The sequence below is a fragment of the Planctomycetota bacterium genome (assembly GCA_038746835.1).
GTDB lineage: Bacteria > Planctomycetota > Phycisphaerae > Tepidisphaerales > Tepidisphaeraceae > JBCDKH01.
Genome location: JBCDKH010000043.1, coordinates 1 through 21,714 on the forward strand (window position 1 = coordinate 1; position 21,714 = coordinate 21,714).

At 65.4% G+C, this 21,714-nt stretch carries 19 protein-coding genes; 10 read left to right on the forward strand and 9 right to left on the reverse strand.

From position 1 onward, the window contains the following. Positions 1-115 precede the first annotated feature (115 nt). Together AAGI46_06375 and AAGI46_06380 are read left to right on the forward strand one after the other, a co-directional pair. Positions 116-2,674, forward strand: a complete 2,559-nt coding sequence (locus tag AAGI46_06375; GenBank protein MEM1011830.1) for a DNA translocase FtsK — start codon at positions 116-118, stop codon at positions 2,672-2,674. A gap of 30 nt (positions 2,675-2,704) precedes the next feature. Beyond that, the gene (locus tag AAGI46_06380; GenBank protein ID MEM1011831.1) at positions 2,705-2,926 is read left to right on the forward strand and encodes a type II toxin-antitoxin system HicB family antitoxin; all 222 of its coding nucleotides are present in this window, start codon (positions 2,705-2,707) and stop codon (positions 2,924-2,926) included. Here the strand turns inward: AAGI46_06380 and AAGI46_06385 are convergent. Continuing rightward, on the reverse strand, positions 2,918-3,112 hold the full coding sequence (locus tag AAGI46_06385; protein MEM1011832.1) for a type II toxin-antitoxin system HicA family toxin: 195 nt from the start codon (positions 3,110-3,112) through the stop codon (positions 2,918-2,920). The two genes, AAGI46_06380 and AAGI46_06385, sit on opposite strands and share 9 nt — an antisense overlap. 79 nt (positions 3,113-3,191) lie before the next feature. Here AAGI46_06385 and aroB point away from each other — a divergent pair, with 79 nt between their 5' ends. Beyond that, the gene (gene aroB / locus AAGI46_06390) at positions 3,192-4,280 is read left to right on the forward strand and encodes a 3-dehydroquinate synthase (protein MEM1011833.1); all 1,089 of its coding nucleotides are present in this window, start codon (positions 3,192-3,194) and stop codon (positions 4,278-4,280) included. A 90-nt stretch (positions 4,281-4,370) separates the two neighbouring features. Here the strand turns inward: aroB and AAGI46_06395 are convergent, their stop codons facing one another. Beyond that, the gene (locus tag AAGI46_06395) at positions 4,371-5,108 is read right to left on the reverse strand and encodes a hypothetical protein (protein ID MEM1011834.1); all 738 of its coding nucleotides are present in this window, start codon (positions 5,106-5,108) and stop codon (positions 4,371-4,373) included. Positions 5,109-5,255: 147 nt separating this feature from the next. Here AAGI46_06395 and AAGI46_06400 point away from each other — a divergent pair, with 147 nt between their 5' ends. After that, entirely contained in the window at positions 5,256-5,966 is a 711-nt protein-coding gene (locus AAGI46_06400) for a hypothetical protein (protein MEM1011835.1), read from the forward strand. A gap of 33 nt (positions 5,967-5,999) precedes the next feature. Here the strand turns inward: AAGI46_06400 and fmt are convergent, their stop codons facing one another. The 4 genes from fmt to AAGI46_06420 all read right to left on the reverse strand — a co-directional run bounded on the left by fmt (position 6,000) and on the right by AAGI46_06420 (position 9,962). After that, the gene (gene fmt, locus AAGI46_06405) at positions 6,000-6,911 is read right to left on the reverse strand and encodes a methionyl-tRNA formyltransferase (protein MEM1011836.1); all 912 of its coding nucleotides are present in this window, start codon (positions 6,909-6,911) and stop codon (positions 6,000-6,002) included. A gap of 2 nt (positions 6,912-6,913) precedes the next feature. After that, complete coding sequence (gene def, locus AAGI46_06410) at positions 6,914-7,471, reverse strand: peptide deformylase (GenBank protein MEM1011837.1); 558 nt, start codon at positions 7,469-7,471, stop codon at positions 6,914-6,916. Between the two features lie 11 nt (positions 7,472-7,482). Further along, positions 7,483-9,204, reverse strand: a complete 1,722-nt coding sequence (locus AAGI46_06415; GenBank protein MEM1011838.1) for a hypothetical protein — start codon at positions 9,202-9,204, stop codon at positions 7,483-7,485. A 131-nt stretch (positions 9,205-9,335) separates the two neighbouring features. Further along, positions 9,336-9,962, reverse strand: a complete 627-nt coding sequence (locus AAGI46_06420) for a hypothetical protein (protein MEM1011839.1) — start codon at positions 9,960-9,962, stop codon at positions 9,336-9,338. A 338-nt stretch (positions 9,963-10,300) separates the two neighbouring features. On the opposite strand from AAGI46_06420, the gene AAGI46_06425 reads away from it, so the two are divergent. Beyond that, positions 10,301-10,528, forward strand: a complete 228-nt coding sequence (locus tag AAGI46_06425) for a hypothetical protein (GenBank protein MEM1011840.1) — start codon at positions 10,301-10,303, stop codon at positions 10,526-10,528. 133 nt (positions 10,529-10,661) lie between these two features. Continuing rightward, a complete protein-coding gene (locus AAGI46_06430; GenBank protein MEM1011841.1) occupies positions 10,662-11,039 on the forward strand; it encodes a hypothetical protein in 378 nt (125 codons plus the stop codon). Between the two features lie 371 nt (positions 11,040-11,410). Here the strand turns inward: AAGI46_06430 and dnaB are convergent, their stop codons facing one another. After that, entirely contained in the window at positions 11,411-12,826 is a 1,416-nt protein-coding gene (gene dnaB, locus AAGI46_06435; protein ID MEM1011842.1) for a replicative DNA helicase, read from the reverse strand. Between the two features lie 133 nt (positions 12,827-12,959). On the opposite strand from dnaB, the gene AAGI46_06440 reads away from it, so the two are divergent. The 4 genes from AAGI46_06440 (at position 12,960) to AAGI46_06455 (ending at position 17,006) form a co-directional block, all read left to right on the forward strand. After that, on the forward strand, positions 12,960-13,244 hold the full coding sequence (locus AAGI46_06440; protein MEM1011843.1) for a hypothetical protein: 285 nt from the start codon (positions 12,960-12,962) through the stop codon (positions 13,242-13,244). Beyond that, a complete protein-coding gene (locus AAGI46_06445) occupies positions 13,241-13,651 on the forward strand; it encodes a type II toxin-antitoxin system VapC family toxin (protein MEM1011844.1) in 411 nt (136 codons plus the stop codon). Before AAGI46_06440 ends, AAGI46_06445 begins: the two co-directional genes overlap by 4 nt. 83 nt (positions 13,652-13,734) lie before the next feature. Then, on the forward strand, positions 13,735-15,177 hold the full coding sequence (locus tag AAGI46_06450; GenBank protein ID MEM1011845.1) for an L-lactate permease: 1,443 nt from the start codon (positions 13,735-13,737) through the stop codon (positions 15,175-15,177). Between the two features lie 221 nt (positions 15,178-15,398). Then, a complete protein-coding gene (locus AAGI46_06455; GenBank protein MEM1011846.1) occupies positions 15,399-17,006 on the forward strand; it encodes a choice-of-anchor tandem repeat NxxGxxAF-containing protein in 1,608 nt (535 codons plus the stop codon). Positions 17,007-17,091: 85 nt separating this feature from the next. Here the strand turns inward: AAGI46_06455 and AAGI46_06460 are convergent, their stop codons facing one another. Together AAGI46_06460 and AAGI46_06465 are read right to left on the reverse strand one after the other, a co-directional pair. Further along, positions 17,092-17,784 (reverse strand): PEP-CTERM sorting domain-containing protein, encoded by a 693-nt coding sequence (locus AAGI46_06460; GenBank protein ID MEM1011847.1) that lies wholly within the window; start codon positions 17,782-17,784, stop codon positions 17,092-17,094. A 365-nt stretch (positions 17,785-18,149) separates the two neighbouring features. Further along, the gene (locus tag AAGI46_06465; protein MEM1011848.1) at positions 18,150-21,605 is read right to left on the reverse strand and encodes a LamG-like jellyroll fold domain-containing protein; all 3,456 of its coding nucleotides are present in this window, start codon (positions 21,603-21,605) and stop codon (positions 18,150-18,152) included. Positions 21,606-21,714: the final 109 nt, after the last annotated feature.

Sequence of the window (21,714 nt, forward strand, 5' to 3'; positions counted from 1 at the left end):
CCCGGATTCTGACGACTTGTTGGATTCCCAGAATCCGGTCCTGGCCGCCCGGCGTGGTGGGCGGGTGACAAAGCGGTGTCGGATCCGGGTGCGTCGCTCCGATAACCTGTCATAGATGGCGAAACGAACGGGAGCAGTGCGCACCGCCGGTTGGCTCGTCGCGGCAGCGTTGTGGCTGCTGGTGACGATCGCGGTGTACGATTTTTCGCCGCTGGACTGGCCGACGCATGCGGTCCGTCCGGTGGCAGAGGATGTGTCCAACGTCGCGGGACGAATCGGTGCGTTCATGGCGTACCACCTGATTGTCGCGGTTGGGCCAGCGATCTGGGCGTTGCTTGCAGCGACGGGCGTTCTGTGTGTGCTGCGATTCTCCGGCTACGTCGTTCCAGAGCTTTGGCTTCGGACGTCGGGGCTGGTGCTCCTCGTCACGAGCCTCGCGGCAGGCTTCGCCCACCTCGGCACCGACTTCTACGGCCTGCCCGAGGGTGACGGCGGCGTCGTGGGGATCGCGGCCAGCTTCCACCTCGAACGTCACTTCGGACCCGCCGGCACGCGGCTGGCGCTGCTCGTCGGCACGATCGTCGGCCTGTTATTGGTCGCCGACGAGCTTTTTGTCCGCTGGCCGATCGCGCTCGTTCGCCGCTTCCGTGCCGCTCGCGAGAACGTCGCGGCCAAGCGTGCCGGCAAGGAGCCGATCGTCGTCACGGTGCCGTCGCTGCCCAAGCCGACGATGCCGCGTGTGCCCAAGCTGAAAATGCCGAGCCTGCCGAAGTTCAGGCTGCAGTTCGCCAAGAAGCCCGATCCGGAGCCCGTCGTAACGGCCGAGCGCCTCGTACCGGACGTGGACGACGATATCGCGCCGGACGTCCCCGACATCGAGGCCGATCCGACAGACGTCATCGCTCAGGAAGACGCGCTGGAGCAGATCGAGGAGGTCGACGAGGAGGAAGAGGTCGAGGAGCAGCCCGACACCGACGTCGAAGAGGGCGTCCCGCCGAAGCGCGACCTGTCGAAGATCAAGGTCCGCCTCGCCAAGAGCAATGCGCCGAAGCAGACCGCCCCGATCCAGCAGGATCTGGACGACTACGAGCTGCCGGACTGGACGGAACTGGCCGAGCCCGAGGAGGGCTTCGCCGACAAGCAGGAGCAGTTCGTCCGCGAGAAGGCGGCCCAGCTGGAAGAGGCGTTCGAGGAGTTCAACGTCGACGCGACGGTCGAGGCGATCGACACCGGACCGGTCATCACGATGTACGAGATCGCCGTGGCCAAGGGCACCAAGGTCGCCCAGGTGTCGGGCTTGGCCAACGACCTGGCCCGCACGCTGGCGGCCGAGTCGATTCGGATCGTCGCGCCGATCCCCGGCAAGAGCACCATCGGCATCGAAGTGCCCAACAACGAGAAGGAAAAGGTCCGCATCAAGGACCTCATGCAGCAGGCACCAGCCAAGACGCAGAAGATGCACGTGCCGATCTTCCTCGGCAAGGACAGTCAGGGCGCTCCGCTCATCGACGACCTGACGCGCATGCCGCACTGTCTCATCGCCGGCACCACTGGCAGCGGCAAGAGCGTCTGCATCAACAGCATCATCATGTCGATCCTCTACACGCAGAGGCCTGACCGCGTGAAGCTGATCCTCGTCGACCCGAAGGTCGTCGAAATGGCGCCGTTCAAGGACGTGCCGCACCTGATGTGTCCGGTCATCACCGAGCCCGGCAAGGCGGCAGGCGTGTTGGAGTGGGCGACGACCAAGATGGACGAGCGGTACGAACTGCTCGCCGAAGCGGGCGTCCGCAACATCGCCGGCTACAACGCGCTGGAGCAGGAAGAGCTCATCGAACGCATGGCCCCGGCGACGCCCGAGGAAGAGGCACGCATTCCGAAGAAGCTGCCATACGTCGTCGTCATCATCGACGAGCTGGCGGACCTCATGATGACCGGCGGCAAGGAGGTCGAGGCCTCGATCGTCCGCATCGCTCAGAAGGCCCGGGCCGTCGGCATCCACCTGATCCTGGCGACGCAGCGGCCTCAGGCCAACGTGGTGACGGGCCTGATCAAGTCGAACATGCCCAGCAAGATCGCCTTCCGTGTGGCGAGCAAGATGGACAGCCGGATCGTCCTCGACCAGAACGGGGCCGAGCTGCTCCTTGGCATGGGCGACATGCTCTACCTTCCGCCCGGAGCGGCCAAGCCGATGCGGAGCCAGGGCACGTTCATCGACGACGACGAGATCCGAAAGAGCGTCCGCAAGGTCAAAGAACTGGCCAAAGCGCAGTTCGAGCCGGAGCTGGTGCAGATCAAGAACGGCATCAACGTCGACGGCGACGAGGAACGCGACCCGCTCTACGACGAGGCCGTCCGCGTGGTGCTCGAGACGCGTCGCGGCAGCGTCTCGCTGCTGCAGCGAAAGCTGACGATCGGCTACGCCCGGGCGTCGCGGATCATCGAGGCGATGGAATCCGACGGCATCGTCGGCGGCCACAAAGGCGGCCAGGCCCGCGAAGCGCAGATCACGATCGACGAGTGGGAAGACCTCAAAGCCCAGCAAGCCGGCGACGCGGCGATCGAGGAGTACGGCGAGGACGAGGAACTCGACGAGACATACGACGAAGAAGTCGACGAGCTCGAAGAAGCGGACGAGGAAGACGAAGAATCCCTCCGCAGCGAAGCCGCGTGATCGACCGCGGAGCTTGCTAATGTATGCGGCGTGAAGACTCCGACGTACATCGTCTGCGATGGCGATCTGACGCTGAAGCTCGAGCCGGCTGGAGACGGTTGGTACGCGGTGACCTCGCCGCTGGATCCGGAGCTCATCACGCAGGCGAAGACGATTCCTGAAGCTTTCGAGATGGCACGCGATGCCCTGGCGGCGTTGCAAGAGGCTCGAAAAGTCCGATACGAAAAGCTTGCCAAGCTTGCGTCAGCCTAGGTGTGGCTTGGGAATACCGAGCTGTTTGCAGATGGATGCTGCGGTGAAGTTGTTGACTTCGTTGTGTCGGGGAACGGGTGCCTGCTTGCCATTTGACGGGTTGAACCAGATGTCATGGCGACCTCCGGAGTGGTCGAAAACGCCCCCGTGATCCTTCAGGTGCTTTTCCAAAAGGCGCCGCTTCACGGTCAGTTTCTAGCAGGTTGATTGCTCGCTTGAGCCTCGAACGAACAAGGACGACAGCGAGCGTGAATAGCGTGAGACTGTGAGCGAGACGATCACCGTCACCGGACTGGGCAAGCCCTACGACGTCGTCGTGCAGGCTGGACTGCTCGCCGAAGTCGGTGAATGCGTTCGACAAGTCGCACCCGCGAAGCAAGCGGTGGTGGTGACGAACGACGTCGTTTGGCCGCTATTCGAACAGGTCGTCACGGCGTCGCTGGAGGCAGCTGATTTCAGTGTGGTGCCGACAGTTGTGAAGGATGGCGAGCGGTACAAGACCGTCGACACGCTGGCCGAGGTCTACGAAGCGGTGCTGCCGAAGCAGATCGATCGCCGAACGCCGGTCATCGGGCTTGGCGGTGGTGTGGCTACCGACCTCGCGGGCTTTGCTGCCGCGACGTTGCTGCGCGGGCTGCCATATGTCGCTGTGCCGACGAGCTTGCTGGCGATTGTCGACGCCAGTGTCGGGGGGAAAACGGGCGTCAATCATGCCGTCGGCAAGAACCTCGTCGGAGCCTTCTATCCGGCCAGCCTAGTCCTGATCGATCCCGCGACGCTCGCGACGCTGCCGGAACGCGAGCTTCGCGGCGGCCTGGCGGAGTGTGTGAAGCACGATGTCATCGGAGACGCCGAGCATCTGGCGACCATGGAGCAGCAGGCCGAGGCATATCTGTCCCGCGACGCCGAAGCACTGGCCGAGCTCGTGTCGCACAACGTGCGCGTCAAGGCGAGCGTCGTCGCAGAAGACCCGTACGAGCAGGGCGTGCGCGCACACCTCAACCTCGGCCACACCTTCGGGCACGCGTTCGAGAAGGTCAGCGACTACGCCATGAGCCACGGCGAGGCGGTGGCCGCCGGGACGGTCGTCGCCTGCCGGCTGTCGGCCGACCTCGGCATGATGTCGGCCGAGGAAGCGAAGCGCGTCGAGTCACTGATCCAGTCGCTCGGCCTGCCGACGAAGATCGATCCGGCGCTGGACGTCGACGCGATCCTCTCTGCGATGCAATCTGACAAGAAGGTCCGCGACGGCAAGATCCGACTCGTGCTCCCGACGCGCCTTGGTGCTGCGACCGTTCGAGACGACGTGGACGACGATCTCATTCGTCGAGTCGTCACTGCTGCCTCGGCGTGACGCCCTCCGTCATCCCGAGCGCAGCCGAGGAACCTCGCAGCGGTGCCGCTGCCGAAGTGCAAACGAGGTCTTTCGACTCGCTGCGCTCGCTCACGATGACGGAGCGGGTCGGCCTTGCAGCTTGGCCAAGCGTGCATCGACTGCCGCATCGACGCGGGCCAGGATGCTGCGGCCGGTCTCGTCTTCGAGGCGATCGGCGAGCTTGGCGGAGGCTTTGCTCAGGTCGCGCCGCTGACCATCGTCGAGTGCGGCTTCGGCGTCGCCGTCGGTGACGTCGGGCAAGTCGGTGTCGCTCCGGTCGCGATCGCGCAGCACGCGGGCCATGCGTCGGACGAGCGTTACCAGGCCGCGACGTTCGGGCGACGACATCACGCCCGAGACGGCCATGACGATTTGCTCGGCCTCGGCTTCGAGCGTCCCTTTCGAGGCATCGTTCGGCAGCCAACCGTCGGCCAGCAGACGGTCGATTGTGTGGCCGAGCATCAACACCTCGGCCGTCTCGAGAATCGCCCGGCGAATGATCGCAACGAAAAAGACCGTCCGCAACAGCTTCTTCATCGGCTTCAGCACGAGCCCCTTGGCGAACGAGCCAGCCCGGCCGATGAGCGACTTGCCCGGGCCGGCGTAGAGCGGCTGGACGTCGTCGACGTCGAACGTCCGACCACGGCGATCCAGCAGCACGCCCACCATCCGACGTCGCACGCGTTCCCCGGCCAGATCGTCGGCGAAGGGAATCGGGATGAACTGACACAGCCCCGCGAGCAATGCGAAGTGGCTCACGCGGAGCAAGACGTCGCCTCCACCCGGTTGGCTGCGACGCGTCGCCATGCGTCGACGCTAACGCACGCAGAAAGGCTGCGGAACGCGTGGATGGGCACCGGATTTTGCTGCGTCCGGCCACCACGCAATCCCGATCTTCCTGCGACGTCCGAAGTGGGCGTTCCCGAAATCAACCTCCTCCTGCAGACTACCGACATGCTTCGCCTCCTCGTTTCCGCCGCTGCTGTCACTCTCGCGACGTCTGTCGCCATCGCCGAACCCACGACGCGTCCCGGCCCGGGCGAGGTCGTTCGTGTGGCCGGCGACGTCCCGGAGCCGACGCCGATCGAAGTCGACGGCGACGACGGACCTGAGACGCACTGGGCTTCCGGCGATGCGCTCGTCCGCACCGCTCTGCCCGTCGGCTACCCCCGCCCGACGCCGCCCGGGGCCGTCGAACTCAAGGCTTACGCACCGGTTCGCCAGGCGATCGTTGCGGGAGAAGGGGCAGAGCAACGGGCGTTTTTCCCGCTGTTCCGACACATCTCGACGCGCGACATCGCGATGACCGCGCCCGTCGTCATGACCGGCAGCACGGTCGGAGGCGACGAGGTCGAAGGCTCGATGGCCTTCCTGTACCGCTCACCCGACCTCGGCCCGGTTGGCGATGCGGAGGAAGGCGTCGTCGTCGAAGACACCGAGCCCGGCTTCTTCCTCTCGGCCGGCTTCCAGGGCTCGCGGCGGCAGGGCGCGCTCGAGGAGGCTCGGGTTCAGCTCGTCGAGACGTTCGAGGCGACCCTCGCTCAACAGGGCTGGCGTCTTGTCGACGGCCCGGTCCGTCTGCTCGGCTACAACGGCCCGGCCATGCCTCGTGATCGGCAGTGGTGGGAAGTGCAGGTGCCCGTCGAGCCGATCGACGCCCAGTGACGGAACCGGCCCAGCAAGGCCACGGCTGCCGGCTCAAGTGACCGGCCAGACGCGTTCGCCCGTCGGCCAGGGTCGGCCGTTGCGATAGTCCTCCAACCGCATCGGTTTGCCGCCATCGGGGCGGAGTTCGAGGATCTGAAGCAGGCTTTGCCCCGTCCCGATCAGGCCGTCGCTGTTGATGAACGACGGGTAGTGCAGGCCGTCGACGGCCGTCGCGCGGACCAGCGTCGAGGCGACGCCGGCAACGTTGATCCGACAGCCCGGCCAGGGTGAGAGGGCGTTGATCTGGCGAGCCAGTTCAACGGCAGGACGCTCGAAGTCGAGGGCCGCGTCCTCGCGCGAGAGTTTGCCGGCGTGGGTTGCGAGCGACTCGTCTTGATCCAGTTCGACAGCGGTCCCCAGGTCGAGGTCACGCAGCGTCCGAAGCACGATCGACACACCGGCTTCGGCCAGGCGATCGTGCAGCTCGCCCGTCGTCTCGTTCGCCACGAACGGCACCTCGCCCTGACGCAGGATCGGCCCGGCGTCCATCCGCTCCGCCAGGCGAATGACCGAGTTGCCGATGGTCTCGTCGCCGGCCAGCAGGGCGTGGTGGATCGGTGCCGCACCACGATGTCGCGGCAGCAGGCTGGCGTGCAGGTTCATCGCGCCAAGCCGCGGGTGGTTCGCTTGCTCTTGGCTGATCTTCTGCCCGAACGCGATGACGACCAGTGCGTCGGCCTCGGGCAGCGGTTCGTCGTTGAGTTTCGGCGTGCGTGTCACCGGCAGCTCGGCCTTGTCGGCGAAGACAGCAATCGGCGTTGGCGTGAGCTTCTTGCCGCGTCCGGCGGGGCGATCGGGCTGCGTGTAGATACGAACGACGTCGTGCTCGTCGACCAGCTCTTTGAGCGTCGGCAGGCCGAAAGCACCACTTCCGGCGAACAGGATGCGGAGTCGCTTGGCCATCGTCACTTCACCTTGGTGGCCGCGGCTTCGAGGTCGCGGAGCTTCTTGCGATTGGCCATCTTCACCGTGGCTGGCATGCGGTCGAGAATGAGCTTGCCGTCGAGGTGGTCGACCTCGTGCTGCCAGACGCGGGCGACAAAGCCCTCGGCCGTCTCGTCGATCGGCTCGCCGGCCGGAGTCTTGGCCTGCATGCGGAGCTTGGTCGCGCGGAGGACCGGCGTGCGGATGTCCGGCAGCGACAGGCACCCTTCCTCGGCCTCGTCCTCCCCGTCCGGATCGGACAGCGTCGGATTGACGTAGACGCGATCGCCGTCCGGCTCGCCGGTGGCGTTCATGACAAAGACCCGCGCCTGCACCGCCGCCTGCGGCCCAGCCAGCCCGACGCCCTCGTGCTCCCGCATCATCTCCAGCATCCGCTTCCCGATGGCTTCGAGCTTCTGGACGGTGTCGTCGTCGAACGTCTCAATCTTCGGCACACGTCGCCTGAGCCCCGGATCGGGATAGACGACCAGCCGGAGGTCCTTCGCATCGGGAAGAGGTGGATTTGAACCATCGCCCATGACGCGCGAGCTTAGCCGTCTTTCCGCATGTCAAAGCTCTTTGTGCCCGTCAAGCCGCCGAGCGTGAAGCGGATGATGCGTGCATGACGCGACTCGTCACGCAGTTGCATCTCGTCCGCCAGTCGTTGCAGCAACTCGGGCCGGTCTTCGGCGACTGCCGCCTCGGCCACGAAGTAGGCGATGTCGCTTAGACGTGTGTCTTGCTCAAAGTCGGCTTCGGCAATCTCCAGAGCTGCCTCGGCTTCGCCGTTCCGGGCCAGCAGCGTGGCGAGGGGTCTTGGTGAAGCAAAGAGACGTCGGTCGTACGCGTGCTCAAGCCATGTTGTCTCATCCAATTCGGGCGGATCGTCAAGAAGCACGCGGGCTGGAAGGCGCCGCGCTCGCTCGGCCTCGCCCGCCCGCAGGAGATAGAGCGAGCCACCCACCGCGATGGCATTCTCCACTTCCTGCAGCCAGCGCCGTCCGGTCCCGTTTTTCGTTGCCCGCTGATCGATCCGCGACGCTGTTTTGCCCAGCAGCTGTTCAGCTTCGTCGAATCGGCCTAGCTCGATCAGGGCAAAGCCCGCCTGCATGTCGGCGAGCAGCACGCGAACCTCGCCCTCAGGCAGCCGACGGTCCTCCGAAGCGAAGGGTGCGAACTCGATCCAGATCGCCCGCCAGTCTTCCGCCTCGTTGTCAGCAACGCGGAGCTTGGCAACGGTCATGCTCCACCACCGTCCCATCGTCGGCTCGTCGCCGTTCCGGAGCAGCGGAAGGGTCGCCTGAACCCATTTGGCGGCTTGATCCCAGTCCTCCGCGTCGGTTGCCCCTTTGGCGAGTGCGTTCAAGAGATCGGCCCGATCATCCGGCTCGAGGACGTTCAAGTCGTCAGCCAGCAGCCGCTGCGCGTGCTCGGCATGTCCGTAGCGGGCAGCAACTCCGGCAACGGCCGTGACGTAGTACCGGGCATTCTCCAACTCGAACTGCTCATCCGGTGACGGTTCTGCAGGGAGGCCTTGCAGCACCTCGCGATAATGATCAAGGGCTGCTTCAAACGCACGAGTAAACCACTCGCTGGCGGCCTCGACTTCTCCCACCTCGGCGAACGCTTCTCCAACCCGCTCGGGGAACGAGATTCGGTTGAAAGCCCCGCGCTGGCGACCGGAGAGCGGTTCGATCACCTCGTGCAGTCCGATCTTGATCGCCCAATAAGCCTCAACCGTGTCCCCCGTCTCGCCGCCTTGGTAAAGGTCGTTGAGTGTCACGCTCTCCAATCTCTCCGCCGCCTGCTGAAGCCACTCGTGCCGGGCGTCCGCAATCGCAAGCACGCCATCAACGTCGCAGTCGACCATCCGGGCCATCATCAGCTTGCACCAATGGTCTGCCCGCCACTTGACGAAGGTCATGGGGTTCTCTTCCATCGGCCTGCCCAATCGCTCGTCCTCGGACAGCGTCTGCCATCTCTCTTCAAGCGCAGGAAGATCAGCAATCGCGTCATCCAGGATCGCCCTCGCTCTCGCGGACGCGATCTCGCTGCGCTGCATGTCTCCGGCCATCGCCCACGCCTCGGCGACGTCTGCGTGATCCCCGGCGTCATCGCTAGCGGCGTGGAGAAGCTCCAGCTTCTCCGCCCAAAAGGCGGGTTCCATGACATCGATTTCCCCAGCCTCCGCAACCACATCGATCGCTGGTGAAGCCGGCTCGACTTGGGCGGCGGGCGGAATGACGAGAATCGCAGCTAGCAGGACCCACATGCCTCCACAGTAAGTAATCGTGCTCGTCGGAACAGAGAACGGACCGGTCAACGCCTTGGCTGTGAAGCCGCCGACGCCGGAGGCGGTGGGGGCGGTGGTGAAAGATGCAGTCAAGCGGTCTCCGTCCCTCGCTAGCGCCTCGCGAGCCAACGTTGCGTGGCGGACATCGTGCGGCGGGCGGAGCCGGTGAGGGCGCTCGCCCATGGCGGTCGGTCTTCGCCGCGATGGTGGGCCAGGAGGCCGAGGAGGGCACCCCAGGTTTGGACGCGGAAGTAGCCGAGTTGGCCGACGGACCAGCCGGTGCCGGTCGAGAACTGGACGTCCCGCTCGCGGACGGCGCTGTTGGCAGAGAAGACGCCGAACCCGAGCAGGCCGGCCGTCGCTTCGGTCGTGAGTTCGTGGTCTTCCTCCTCGCCGGTGAGTCGTCGCTCGTGGAGCAGGCGGACGTGTGCGAGTTCGTGTGCGAGCGTCGCCGTCAGCGTGATCGGCTCGTCGATGAGGTCGAGGCTCACGCCGACGACGGGGCGGCCTTGCTCATCGCGATGAAACAACCCCGCCGCCGACCCGCCGGCGGAGGCGATGGTGTGGTTGCTTTGCGTCTCAATACTCGATTCACCGACGTACAGCCCGACGCCGTCAGGGTCGAGGCCCATGCGCTCGCAGATCGATCCGAAGAGTCGTTCGAGATGCGGCCCGGTCGGTTCCCATCCGTGCTGGAAGAAGCTTGCATCTGGCACCATCACGGGCCGGCGTAGCACGAGCTCTTACCCGAACTGGCCGAGGATCCAGTGAAAGGCGCGTTCGAGCCATTCGAACTTCTCCGGCTCGATCGGGCAGGTCGTTCGCCGGCGGAAGAGCCGTGACAGCATGGCGGCATGGTCGAGATCGGCGGGCGGGCGGTCCAGTCCTTTCGGTTGGGTCTCGGGCCACCACAGGATTCAGAGGACGTCGACGCCCTCGTCGGCCCGGCTAGCGGCGACGCCGTGACATCCCAATTCGCCACCGGAGCACAAGTTTCAGTCCGGTGCAACTGCTGATGATGCAGTGTCATCGGACAACCTGATACAGTTGTCTGGCGAGCGTCGCCATCCCGCTGATGACCGAGGCCGAGCGTCGCCTCCGCGAGCGTGCCCAAGCCGCGGGTACTGCGTTCGATGACTTTATCGCCCGGCTCGTCGCGCACGCCGCGCAGCTAACGACGCCGATCGAAAACCTGTCGGGCGAGGCTGCCCACCGCTTCGATGCCAGCGGCGACAGCGAGACCGACCTCATCGAGGAGATCGAGAACGCGAAGGTCGCGATGCAAAGCACCCGCTCCACCTAGAGAGCCCGAATCCACCAAACGTATTCTATTGCTTCCGGCAACCGCACCGGTCCGCACTACATTGCGTGTCGTGGCACCGGGACTGTGCTCAACATTCGGATGCTGGTCCAACACACCTTTCGGAGAACAGTCCGTGACACCCAAGTATCAGCCCGGCCAAGTCTGGACCTACCACACCCGCGACGGTGAAGACGAGTCGCGACTTGTCATCCTGCATCTCGATTCCGACCCCAAGCTCGACACCATCGTTCACGTGTACATCGAGGGCGTGTCCATCAAGAACCCGCATGCTCCGTCAGGCGTCGGAACTGAGATCGGTCACCTGCCATTCGCCGAAAAAGCTATCGACAACAGCGTCCTTCACCACATCGGCACTCGAACGCTACCTGACTTCCAAGAGGGTTACGACACGTGGCGTGAAGCTTTTGATAGCGGTCAAGCCGGCGTCTTCACGATCACCGCCGCAGAAGCAGTGGACTGCATGGAGCAGGCCCTCAACCAAGCGGGCTAACCACCGGCTGCAGTTGACCGGCCACGCCCCCGAGGTGCTCGAACTGCTGGACAAACTCACGCCGAAGCGTGGTGTGACCCGCTCCCACGCCAAGCGTCTCGTCGCCGACTAGCCTACGTACGCCGAGCCGGTGGCAGCGACGTCGGCGTGGACGACGGAGCCGGCGTTGTCACGCGGTGAGGACGTTCGGCGGCTGGCGGCGTAACTCCATTGTCTGTCTGGTGCCACTGCATTGTTGCAGTGGTGGTGGCGTGGGGGGGGGCGGTTTGGGATTCGCCACTGCAACGATGCAGTGGCACCGACGCGAATCGGTCGTGTCACGGGGCCCACCACCGCACGAACAGATGATGGCCTGAAGCCCACCCGACGAGCTACAGCGCGTCGATCTGTGACGCGAGGTTGCGGAAGGTGGTGGTCTTGTTGTCGAACGTCAGCTTGACCGTGCCGGTCGGGCCGTTGCGTTGTTTGGCGACGATGACCTCGGCGATGTTGTCAGGGACGAAGTCGGGGTTGGTCTGGCGGTAGTAGTCCTCGCGGTGGAGCAGGAGCACGACGTCGGCGTCCTGCTCGATGGAGCCCGACTCACGCAGGTCGCTCATGCGCGGCCGGTGTCCGTCGCGGCCTTCGGACTGCCGGTTGAGCTGGCTCAGGCAGATGACCGGGATGTTCAGCTCGCGGGCGATGCCCTTGATGCCGCGTGAGATTTCGGTGATCTGCTGCTGTCGCGACTCGATCCCGGCGGTGCCTTCCATGAGCTGCATGTAGTCGATCATCAGCATCCGCACGCCTCGCTGCATGGCGAGCCGGCGGGCCTTGGCACGCAGGTCCATGATCGTCAGGCCGGGCGTGTCGTCGACCCAGACCGGGAATTGGTCCAGCTCCGTGACCACGAGCGCCAGCTTCTGATACTCCTCGGCCCGCAGCGTTCCCTTGCGGACCCGCTGGGCGTCGATGCCGGCCCGACTGCACATGAGTCGCTGGGCGAGCTGCTGCTTGGACATTTCGAGGCTGAAGACGCCCACCGGCACTTTCTGGGCGGCGACGTTCTCGACGATATTCATCGCGATGGCCGTCTTACCCATGGAGGGGCGTGCGGCGACGATGACCATCTCGCCGTTCTGCAGGCCGTGGAGCATGTCGTCGAGGTCGACGAACTCGGTCATGAGACCGGCGCGGGCCTTGTCCTCGATCATGCCGTAGACGTCCTCGGCCACGCTGCCGAGGCTGACGACGTCGCCGCTGACCTTCTGTTGCTGCAGGTCGAACACGCGCTTCTCGGCACGGTCGAGCACCTGCTCGGCCGACTCGTGCGGGGCGTAGGCGTCCTGGAGCGTCTTGTTGCTCGCCTCGATGAGCCGACGCAGCATCGCCTTCTCGCGGACGACGCCCGCGTAATGCATCGCATGCGCCGCCGACGGGACTGCCGCCAGGATGTCGGCCAGGTACCGCGTCCCGCCGACCTCGTCCAGGAGCTGCCGCTTGTCGAGGTCTTCACGTAGCAGGACGGTGTCGACCGGCTTGTTGTCCTGCCACAGCCGGACCAGCGACTCAAAGATGATCTGGTGGTCGGCCAGGTAGAAGGCGTCGCGATCGACCTTCTGCACGACCTCGCCGATGACGTCCTTGTCGAGCGACATGCTCGCCAGGAGGCACATCTCCGCGTCGATCGAGTGCGGCGGGAGTTTTCGCTGCAGGTCCTCGTCCGACCCACCCCGACGCCCCGGCCGCCGCGGCTCGGGCGGATCGACCTCGGAATAGGGCTCGGAAAAGGGCGTGTTCTCACTCATGATTCGGCCTCCTGCCAGCGCGGAACGCGACCCTAGCCGCCTTCTGGACGGCGTCCGCACCGTCACCGCGGGGCAAGCAGCTTGTCCACGAGATTGGCTTTGGGTTCTGCTCGCGTGGTCGTAAACTCGCCGTGTGTCGAGCATTGCCGAAATCGAACATGCGATTCGCGAGCTTCCGATCGAGGAAGCGCGCCGCCTGCTCGATGCGATTCGGTCACGTCTCGTGACGGAAGAGCAGTCGTGGCGAGACTTTCGCATCAACCCTCCGTCGTCAGAAGAGGTCGAGCAAGGACGACGTGCGCTGTCAGAGATGCAGCGGGATTTCAAGGTGTCTCGATTCACTGACCCGGACAGCCCGGCTTCAGACGCTGACGACTGGGACGCGCTTCAACAGAACAGCCCGAAGCGCGAATCGTGATCCTCATCGACACGCAGATTCTCGTCTGGGCTACGACTGGAGCCGTGCCTGTCCGTCCGTTGCACCGGAAAGCAATGAAGCGATTCGAGACTTTGCACAGGGATGGAGTTCTTGTCAGCGCGATCAGCGTTTGGGAGGTAGCGTTGAAAGCAGGGCGCGGTTCGTTGATCGTTAACGGCTCGATCGAAGAGTGGCTGTCAAGAGTGAAACGGGTCTCGCTGCTCTCGCTTGTCCCGCTGACAGCGGACGTGGCGGTCGCAGCGCAGACCATGTTCGGCGACTGGCCGCATCGCGATCCTGCGGACCGGTTCATCCTCGCTACTGCTGTCACACTCGACGTTCAACTGCTCACCACTGATGCAGGTATCCGTCGCTATGCGTCTCAACACGTGATCGACATCGACTGAGATCTGAATTGCGCACAGTCTTCGGGGTGCGACCCGACGCAGCACCTGCCGAATTGAGGGAGCCGGCGGCCAACGATGGGGCGATGTTGACGGTCCTGGCTTTCGCACCGATCGCGTTGCTGCTGGTTCTGTGCCTGACGTGGACCGTGCGGGCGGCGGTGTTTGTGACGGCGGGCGTGACGGCGGGGTTGCTGTTTGTGCTCGGCGGGAGCGGGTCGGGGTTTGCCGCGTCGCTCATCGTCGCCGGGGCGGGGACGGTCACGATTCTGTTCATCGTCGTGGGGGCGATTCTGCTCTACGCGGTGATGCAGCAGACGGGCCTGTTTGACGAGCTCAAGCAGTCGCTCGATCGCATCCATCCCGACAGGCAGGTTCGGTTCTTCTTTCTCGCGCTGTTTCTGACCGCGTTCTTCGAGAGTGTCGCGGGGTTCGGCACGCCGGGCGTCGTCGTGCCGTTGCTGCTGGTGGGCATGGGGTTTTCGCCGGTGCTGTCGGTGGTGGCGGTGCTGCTGTTCAACGGTTTGTTCGCGGTGTCGGGGGCGATCGGGACGCCCGTGACCGTCGGCCTCGAGGGGCCGCTGGGACTCGACGGCGGTGCGGTGTCGCGGGTCTACTTCGTGGCCGGCGTCGGTGTGGCGATGGCGTCGGTCGCGGTCTTCGCCTTCGTCAGCCGGGCGGTTCGACGCGAGACCGATCAGGCGATTCCGCGTCAGGCGTGGGCGATGCTGGGCGTGATCATGGTCGGCTATGCGGTGTTCGCTCCCTTTCTGCAGGAGCTGACGGGCATCGCGGCCGCGGGGGTGCTGGCGGTCTTTGGGTTCGGCTTCGTGTTTACGGATCGACGCGTGCCGGCCCGGCCGTGGGTGCCATACGGCGTGCTGGTGGTGCTTTTGCTGCTGCCGAAGATCGTTCCGCCGATGGCGGAGTGGATCGGCGTCGCGCTGGCGTGGCGTGACGTCTTCGGCACCGAGGCCGACGCCGTGCTGCGACCACTTCGGACGCCGTTGGTGCCGTTTCTCGCGGCGGCGGGCGTGGCACTTCTGATGGCAGGCACTTGGCGTGTCGACGTCCGGCCGGTTCTGTCGAAGGCGGCGGCCGTGGGGTTGATCCTGTTTCCATCGCTGGCGATCACGCAATTCATGCTCGCGGGCGACGACGAGGGCCAGTCGATGGTGACCCGCATTGCCGACGTCTTTGCTGCCACTGGTCCGGCGTATCCGCTGCTCGCGCCGTACCTCGGCGTGCTCGGCGCCTTCATGACCGGGAGCACGACTGTCAGCAACGTCATCTTCGGCCCGGTCCAGCACGACGCGGCGGTCACACTCGGGTACGACGCGCCGACGATCCTGGGCGTCCAGCTCGCAGGGGCGTCACTCGGCAACGCCGTCTGCCTGTTCAACGTCATCGCGGCGGCGGCGGTGGTGGGGCTGAGCGATTACCAGCCGATTCTGCGTAGCACGATCGTGCCGACGGTCGTCGCGGCAGGCTTGGTCGCGGCGGTTGGGTATGTCCTGCTGTGGTTGTGAGGATTGGGGCGTTGTCGGATAGTGACGAGCTGCTCGGGAACACCGACTTCTTCATTGTCTTTGAGGTTGCTTCGCGTTAGTTTTCGAGGGTTCCTGCGTCCGCACACCGGCCCTGTGCGTATCAAAGTGCCGGTAAGCAAGGACCTCTGTGGGGAGATTGCATGAGATCGATTTCGCGTTCTGGCCCTGATTCTGTGTCTGTGAGAAGGGCCGCCTGCGCCGTGCTCGCAGGAACCTTCGCGTGGCCGTGCGTCGCACTGGCGGGCAGTCTTGACGCGGAAGACCTGGTCGACGTCGTCGCGATCACCGGCGAGGTCGCGCCGGGTGGAGGCGTGTTCAGCAGCTTCCGGAGCAACTCGCTCACCGGACCCGGAAGCCTGCTCGGGCCGACGCTGGATTCGAGTGGGAACGTCGTCTTCCGTGCCCGCACGTCGGGCGTGGCGGCTGACGTTGACACCGGCATCTTCGGCAGACAAGTGGCGGTTGACGGCTCGACCAGCCTCGTCGCAGCCGTGCGGGAGGGCGACCTCGTCGACGGCGGGCCGGCGACGTTCGGCGACTTCATCGAGCGTCTCGAGCTCAACCGCCCACGCGGCATCCAGCAGGGCAACGTCGCTTTCCGAGTCGATTTGCAGGACGTCGTCGACCAGGACGGCGTGTTCCGCGTCAACCTCGGCTCCACGCCGACTGTCACCGCGCGGACCAACACCGTCTCCACGACCGGCGAGCCGCTCGACACCTTCGACCGCGTCACCGCCACGCGTGACGGCGACGTGGCGTTCCGGGCGATCGACGCGACGCCTGGCTCGACCGGCCTTGGCGTTTACCTCTCGCCTGTCGGCTCGGCGCAAGTCCTCACCATCGCTCGACGCGGTGACAGCGTCGGCAGTGACACGTTCACCAATCTCGACAATCTCGTCGCGGGCGACGTCGTCGGCGGCACGGCACAGGTCGCCTTCCGCGGCTCGCTCCAGACACTCGGCAACTTTTCAGGCGTCTTCGTCGGCGATGGGACCACGGTCGAGACCATCGCCCTGAGCGGTGACGCGGCGGACGATGGCAACGGCGGAACCAGCGGCACCCTCGGCCAGTTCGAAGGGCTCGACCTCAACACGTCCGGCACCGTTGCCTTCTTCGCCCGAATCGAAGGATCGGGCGTCAGCGGCGACTCGGGCCTGTTCAGGGACAACGGCGTCACCGCCCAGGCGGAGCTGATCGCCCGGCGAGGACAGGCCGCCGACGGCGGCGGGGTCTTCGAGGCTTTCGTCAACACACCGAGTCTCAACGACCTGGGCGACGTTGCCTTCGTCGCCGCGTTGTCTGACACCGCAGGCGGCTCGACGACGCGGCTTGCCGTCTACCTCGACGCAGTCGGGGCGGACCCCGTCGCGATCGCCCGCGGCGGCGATGCGGCTCCGGGCGACACCGGCACGTTCGACGCCTTTGGCTTCGACGGATTCGCGCCGCCGAGCCTGAACGAGAGCGGCCAAGTCGCCTTCACGGCCACGACCACCAAAGACGGCATCAGCGGTGATGGCATTTTCCTGTTCGACCCGATTGCCGGCTTGGTGAAGGTCGTCCGCACCGGCGACCTCATCGACGGGTCGGCAATCACCGACATTGGCTTCCAGTTCGGCTCAGGCGATGCGCTGACCGGCCTGAGCGATTCGGGCGACGTCGCGTTTTCGTTCAAACTGGCTGACGCACGCAGCGGCATCGGCGTCTGGCGGGCGGCCGAGGGGATTGTGGTGATCCCGTCGCCGCTTTCTGCTGTCGGTGGCATGGTGATGCTGGGCACACTCACGCTCCGGCGTCGTCGGTCGGTCTGACTCTGCGAACCGCATCGATCAACGAAAGCTGCCGGCGACCTCGCGGTCACCGGCAGCTCCTGTTCTGTAAAAAAAGGCAGAGGCCTCAACGCCGACGGCGGAGCAGGCCGGCACCGGCGAAGGCGAGCAGCGACAGGGTCGTCGGCTCGGGAACGGTCACGACGAGGCCGCCGATGTCGTCCTTCTCGATCTGGGCGCTCGTGCCGGTGACGCTGGCGACTGCGAGCGTGTTGGTGACGAGCAGCTCGACCTTTGTCGCACTGCCGAAAATGCCTTCGCTGGCGAGCAGGGCGTCGACGTCGAAGGTTGTCCCACCCGAGAACGTGGCCGAGCCGGTGCCGTCGTCGGCGATGGAGAACGTGCCGCCCGACGGGTTGAACGTGAAAACCTGCTGGAACGAGAAGTCGCCCGTTGCCGCGACGCCGTCGATCTCGATGACATCGATGACCGCGACGGCGGAGACCTCTGCGGTCGCGTTGCCGGCGAGGCCCGCCAACGTGTACGAGCCGGTCTCATCGAGCTCGATGATGTCGATCACCTGGCCGCCCAGAGCCATGATCGTCGTGCCCGCGGTGCTGCTGAGGATCGACGAGTCCGGGCCGCTGCTGGAGACGTCGAAGTTGACAGGGTCAAAGTCGAGCGAGTCGCCAAAGACGTCCGGGGCACCGAAGAGCGGAAACGACGTCGGGCCGGTGTCCTCGAAGGTGTCGAGGAACATGACCGTGTCGCCCATGAAATCCCCGTAGTCGAAGATCGCGGCTGACGCCGGCGCAGCCATGGTTGCAGCCGCTGCTGCTGTCAGAAGTGTTCGCGTGATCATCATTCTCCCTTTTTTCGTGCAGTCTGGCCCTGGCGGAGTCCCCTCAGAGCGACTGGTTTGAGGGTAAGGATTATGCCGAGCAGCTTCAAGCGCATTTTGCCGTCGAAGACGAGTTGGTCCGAGATCGACGACCTTAAGCGCGACGCCAACGCAATCGCGTCGTCCCGCACAGCCGCTCGGACGGGCCACAGCCACGCAGATCGCAGGATCAGCAAGGAAATGAAAAGCCGTCGAAAGTGGCCTGGCTGTGAGGGCCAAACCACGATCGACGGCTGAATGGCAGACTTCGCCGGACGAAGCGGCGCGCTGGCGTCAGGCTCGCCTCAAACGGCAGCGACCGACAGCTGGTCCAGGTTGCCCCAGTCCTGGCCCGTCGTCTGGAGGCGGACGGTGTTGGTTCCCGATGCGAAGGCCACATCGACCGAGACGGTCGACCACGTGCTCCAGCCACCCGTCGGGGCGGCGACGATCGTGCCGACCGATGTTCCGTTGACGAACAAGGACGCGGTCCGGTTGGACGTCGAGCCGTTGGCGAATCGGAAGGTCAGCCTCGCGAGTCCGCCGCCGCCACCGTCGGGCTCGAACTCGACCGAGCTTCCGGACGCACCGAGGTTGACGTAGCCGCTGCCGTTAAAGCCGGCGTGCTCGTCCTGGATGGGTGCGGAGGCGCGGGTCGCGCCCTCGGCCTGCGTCGTGCTGTTCGGCACGGGTGCCGGTTCGGCTGGCGTGTGCGTGGAGTCCGTCGTTAAGAGAACGGCGTCGAGGTCGAAGCCGTCTTCACGCATGTAGACATCGAATCGGGCAAAGCCGGGCGCATCGATGTCAATGAAGGACCGCGCGCTGTCCATGGTGCTGGATCGCCAGCCGAAGCTCGTCGCGAAGTCGGACATGCGGTCGCTGGTGGAGAAGGTCGCACCATCGACGGTCGCGTGGGCGCTGTCGCTGGTGCCCTTCGTCGAGCCGCCGGCCTTGCCGCGCAGCCAGACGTAGTACCGGCCGGGCTCGTCAAAGTCGGCGATCCAGGAGAGGCGTGGGCTGTTGGCCTTGGTGCCGGACTCAGAGTCATTCAGGTCGCCGTTGTCGGGTCCGACTTCCATGTGATAGCCATCGCTGCCACCAGGCTGTTGCGACCACGAGTCGCCGCTCTGACTGACCTGACTGACGTCGGAGTTGTAGTCCTCAGCCTCGGCGAAGAGGTGACCGTTGGCGTCGGGCGTGAGGTCGGCGGCAATGTCGGTTCCGACCGGGCCGCCGTGGAGTTCGAGCTCGTTGACCGCCCACCATTTCGACGAAGCGGAGTCAGCTTCGATGCGGACGTACTGCGCGGTGCTCGCCTCGGGCAGCCAGATGTGCATCTGGCTTGAGCCGACGCGATCGGTGACGAGGCGCGACTGGGTCGCCGACGTTTGTGCCGGCTGACTGGACCAGTCGGTGCCGTTGTCGCTCGTGTAGACGCTGTAGCTCTTGACGAAGTCGTCGATCTTGCCTTGGTTGTCCGGGTCGCTGACGGGCACGCCGGTTTCGAGAACGATGCGGTTGAACGGGCGATCGTCGCTGCCGCGGTTGAGCTGAAGCCACATGCCGTCGTACTGACCGATGCCGCTGTGCCAGCGGTTGTTCAGGACGCCATCGATCGCATTCGCGGGACCGTTGCCGGCCTTGGAGTTGCTGGCGGTCACGGTCCACGACGCCCGCGGGTCGAGTCGGCCTCCGGACAGGGCGGCGACCTCGTCGGCATCGAGCGCCTCTTGGTAGAGCATCACTTCGTCGAGGATGCCGTCGAGCTCCTTGGTCGGATTCGTGCCAGTGCCGCTCGCGCCGACATAGGTGGCCGCGTTGGCATTGAAGACGCCGGCCGGGACAGCGACGGTGTCGACCAGAATGCCGTCGACGTAGAGCTTGGCGGTATCGGCCGAGGCGTCGTAGACGCCCGTCAGGTGGTACCACGTGTCCTGCGCGTAGTTGAAGCTGGCCCGGGCTTCGGCCTGGGTGACGGGCGAGGTGTCGGCGGCGAAGACGCGGAATCGGAACTGCCCGCTGTTGACGCCGAGGTCGAACGCGCTGCGGTGGTTGCCGACGGCGCTGACGGCCGTGTCGCTGCCGGACGTGTCGTCGAGCCGGACCCACGCGGACGCGGTGAACGACTGCGAGGTGTTGAGGATGTTCCCCGCCTTGCCATGACCGTCGGCCGTGAGACCGAGGCCGTAGCCGCGCATGGTGGAGTAGCTGTTGCCGGTCTTTCGGAAGTCGCCGACGTGGTCGAGCGTGTGGTCGTTGCCGGTGCGGTCGAGGCTGGTGAGGACGCTGTTGACGTGGTCGAAATCCCAGTGCGCGACGGCCTGTGGATCGCCCGTCACGCCGCCGATCGAGACGAGCACGACACGATCGTCGAGCGGCACCGTGACCTGTGAGCGATCGACGCCCAGATCGGTCTTGGTGAGCGTGGACGAGTTCGTCCCGCCGCTGCTGGCGACGAGGTTGTTGTAGAGCCGGACGGTGCCGACGTCCTCGCCGAAGCGCAGCGTGACGTCGCCGCTGGGGACGTCGAACTCCTCGACGGGCGTGCCGTTGCTGTCACTGCTGACCGCGTCACGCCAGAGGGCGAGGTAGAAAGTCCCGTCGCTCTTTTGCATCAGCGTGTGATGCACGTTGGCCGTGTCGCCGTCGAGATCGAAGTCGAGGGAGCCGGGCGTGAAGCCGTTGGGCTCCCAGTAGTGGGTGGTTTCGGGCGGGAGTCCGACGGTGTCTTCGGTTTTGGTCTGGAGCGTGGCGTCGCCGAGGACGTCGATGGCGTTTCGGATCCACCAGTAGCCGGGCTTGCCGGTCCACGTTCCCTTCTTGTCGCCCACGACGCCGGTGTCGTCGAAGTCGAGCAGGCCGTACTCCTTCTCCTCGTCCGACAAGGTCGCGTCGTCGAACTGGTCGAGCATCTCGTAGTTGAACGTGCGTCCGACGTTCTCGTTGAAGCCGGCCAGCAGCGTTTTGGGAATGAAGACGCCGTGCTGGTCGAGCGTGACCGGCTGTTTGCTGTCGTGATCGTTGATGGCGGTGCTGGCTCCGGTCTCGGTCACCTGGACGCCCAGGTCGCCGGTCTGCAGATCGAGCCCGGCGTTCATGCGGCGAATGTCGTACGATGGAGCGCTCGGGCGGACGTACGGGTAGCTGTGGATGTTGCCGTAGTCGACGTAGCCGGTCAGGTCGCCGGTGTCGTCGCTGCGTTCGGGCCAGACGACGGACGGGCCGAGCAACGGGCGATCTTCCCAGACGGCGTCCCCGCGGACCAGGCCGTGGATTTCGATGGTGCGGTTAGCAGCGTTGGTCCCGCCACCGTTGAAGTCGTATTCGTTGACGCCCTCGAACGCCTCGATGACGTCCGCCCCGAGGCGGTAGTTGGCGGTCGTCCAGGCGCTGTTCACGCTGGTGTTGGCGTCGTAAACGTTGCCGGAATTGGGCAGGATCATCGTGGTGCGAATGCCCTGGTCGGCGAGATCTTCGAGGATGCTGGTGTAGCTCCCGGCCAGCCAGCTGCTGGTGCTGGCCGGCACCAGTGCATCGCGGACGTGGCGGATGCCGCTGTCTTCCAGGAATGGCAGCCACGCGTCTTTGTCGAGGGCGTAGGGGCGATCGGTGTAATGAGCGTGGATGTTCACGCCGATCGAGTCGACGAAGTCGTCGGCGAATCGGGCCAGGGTGACGGTGAGCAGGCGACGCGGCTCGAGCGATTCGATCGCGGTCGCACGGGAGTCGCTGCAGCTGCAGGACGGAGCAGTTCGAGACATGGCAGAGCCCTCCTCAGGCTCGATGACAGTTCGATTGGCTCGTTGCCGGCTGGCTCGCAGGTCACGGAGCCGCTCTCACACCTGATGTCGCAACGCCCCGGCCTCCTCC

Coding starts and splice junctions, on each gene's coding strand:
- AAGI46_06375 (MEM1011830.1), top strand. CDS start 116: ATGGCGAAACGAACGGGAGCAGTGCGCACCGCCGGTTGGCTCGTCGCG.
- AAGI46_06395 (MEM1011834.1), bottom strand. CDS start 5,108: ATGGCGACGCGTCGCAGCCAACCGGGTGGAGGCGACGTCTTGCTCCGC.
- AAGI46_06400 (MEM1011835.1), top strand. CDS start 5,256: ATGCTTCGCCTCCTCGTTTCCGCCGCTGCTGTCACTCTCGCGACGTCT.
- fmt (MEM1011836.1), bottom strand. CDS start 6,911: ATGGCCAAGCGACTCCGCATCCTGTTCGCCGGAAGTGGTGCTTTCGGC.
- def (MEM1011837.1), bottom strand. CDS start 7,471: ATGGGCGATGGTTCAAATCCACCTCTTCCCGATGCGAAGGACCTCCGG.
- AAGI46_06415 (MEM1011838.1), bottom strand. CDS start 9,204: ATGTGGGTCCTGCTAGCTGCGATTCTCGTCATTCCGCCCGCCGCCCAA.
- AAGI46_06425 (MEM1011840.1), top strand. CDS start 10,301: ATGACCGAGGCCGAGCGTCGCCTCCGCGAGCGTGCCCAAGCCGCGGGT.
- dnaB (MEM1011842.1), bottom strand. CDS start 12,826: ATGAGTGAGAACACGCCCTTTTCCGAGCCCTATTCCGAGGTCGATCCG.
- AAGI46_06450 (MEM1011845.1), top strand. CDS start 13,735: ATGTTGACGGTCCTGGCTTTCGCACCGATCGCGTTGCTGCTGGTTCTG.
- AAGI46_06460 (MEM1011847.1), bottom strand. CDS start 17,784: ATGGCTGCGCCGGCGTCAGCCGCGATCTTCGACTACGGGGATTTCATG.
- AAGI46_06465 (MEM1011848.1), bottom strand. CDS start 21,605: ATGTCTCGAACTGCTCCGTCCTGCAGCTGCAGCGACTCCCGTGCGACC.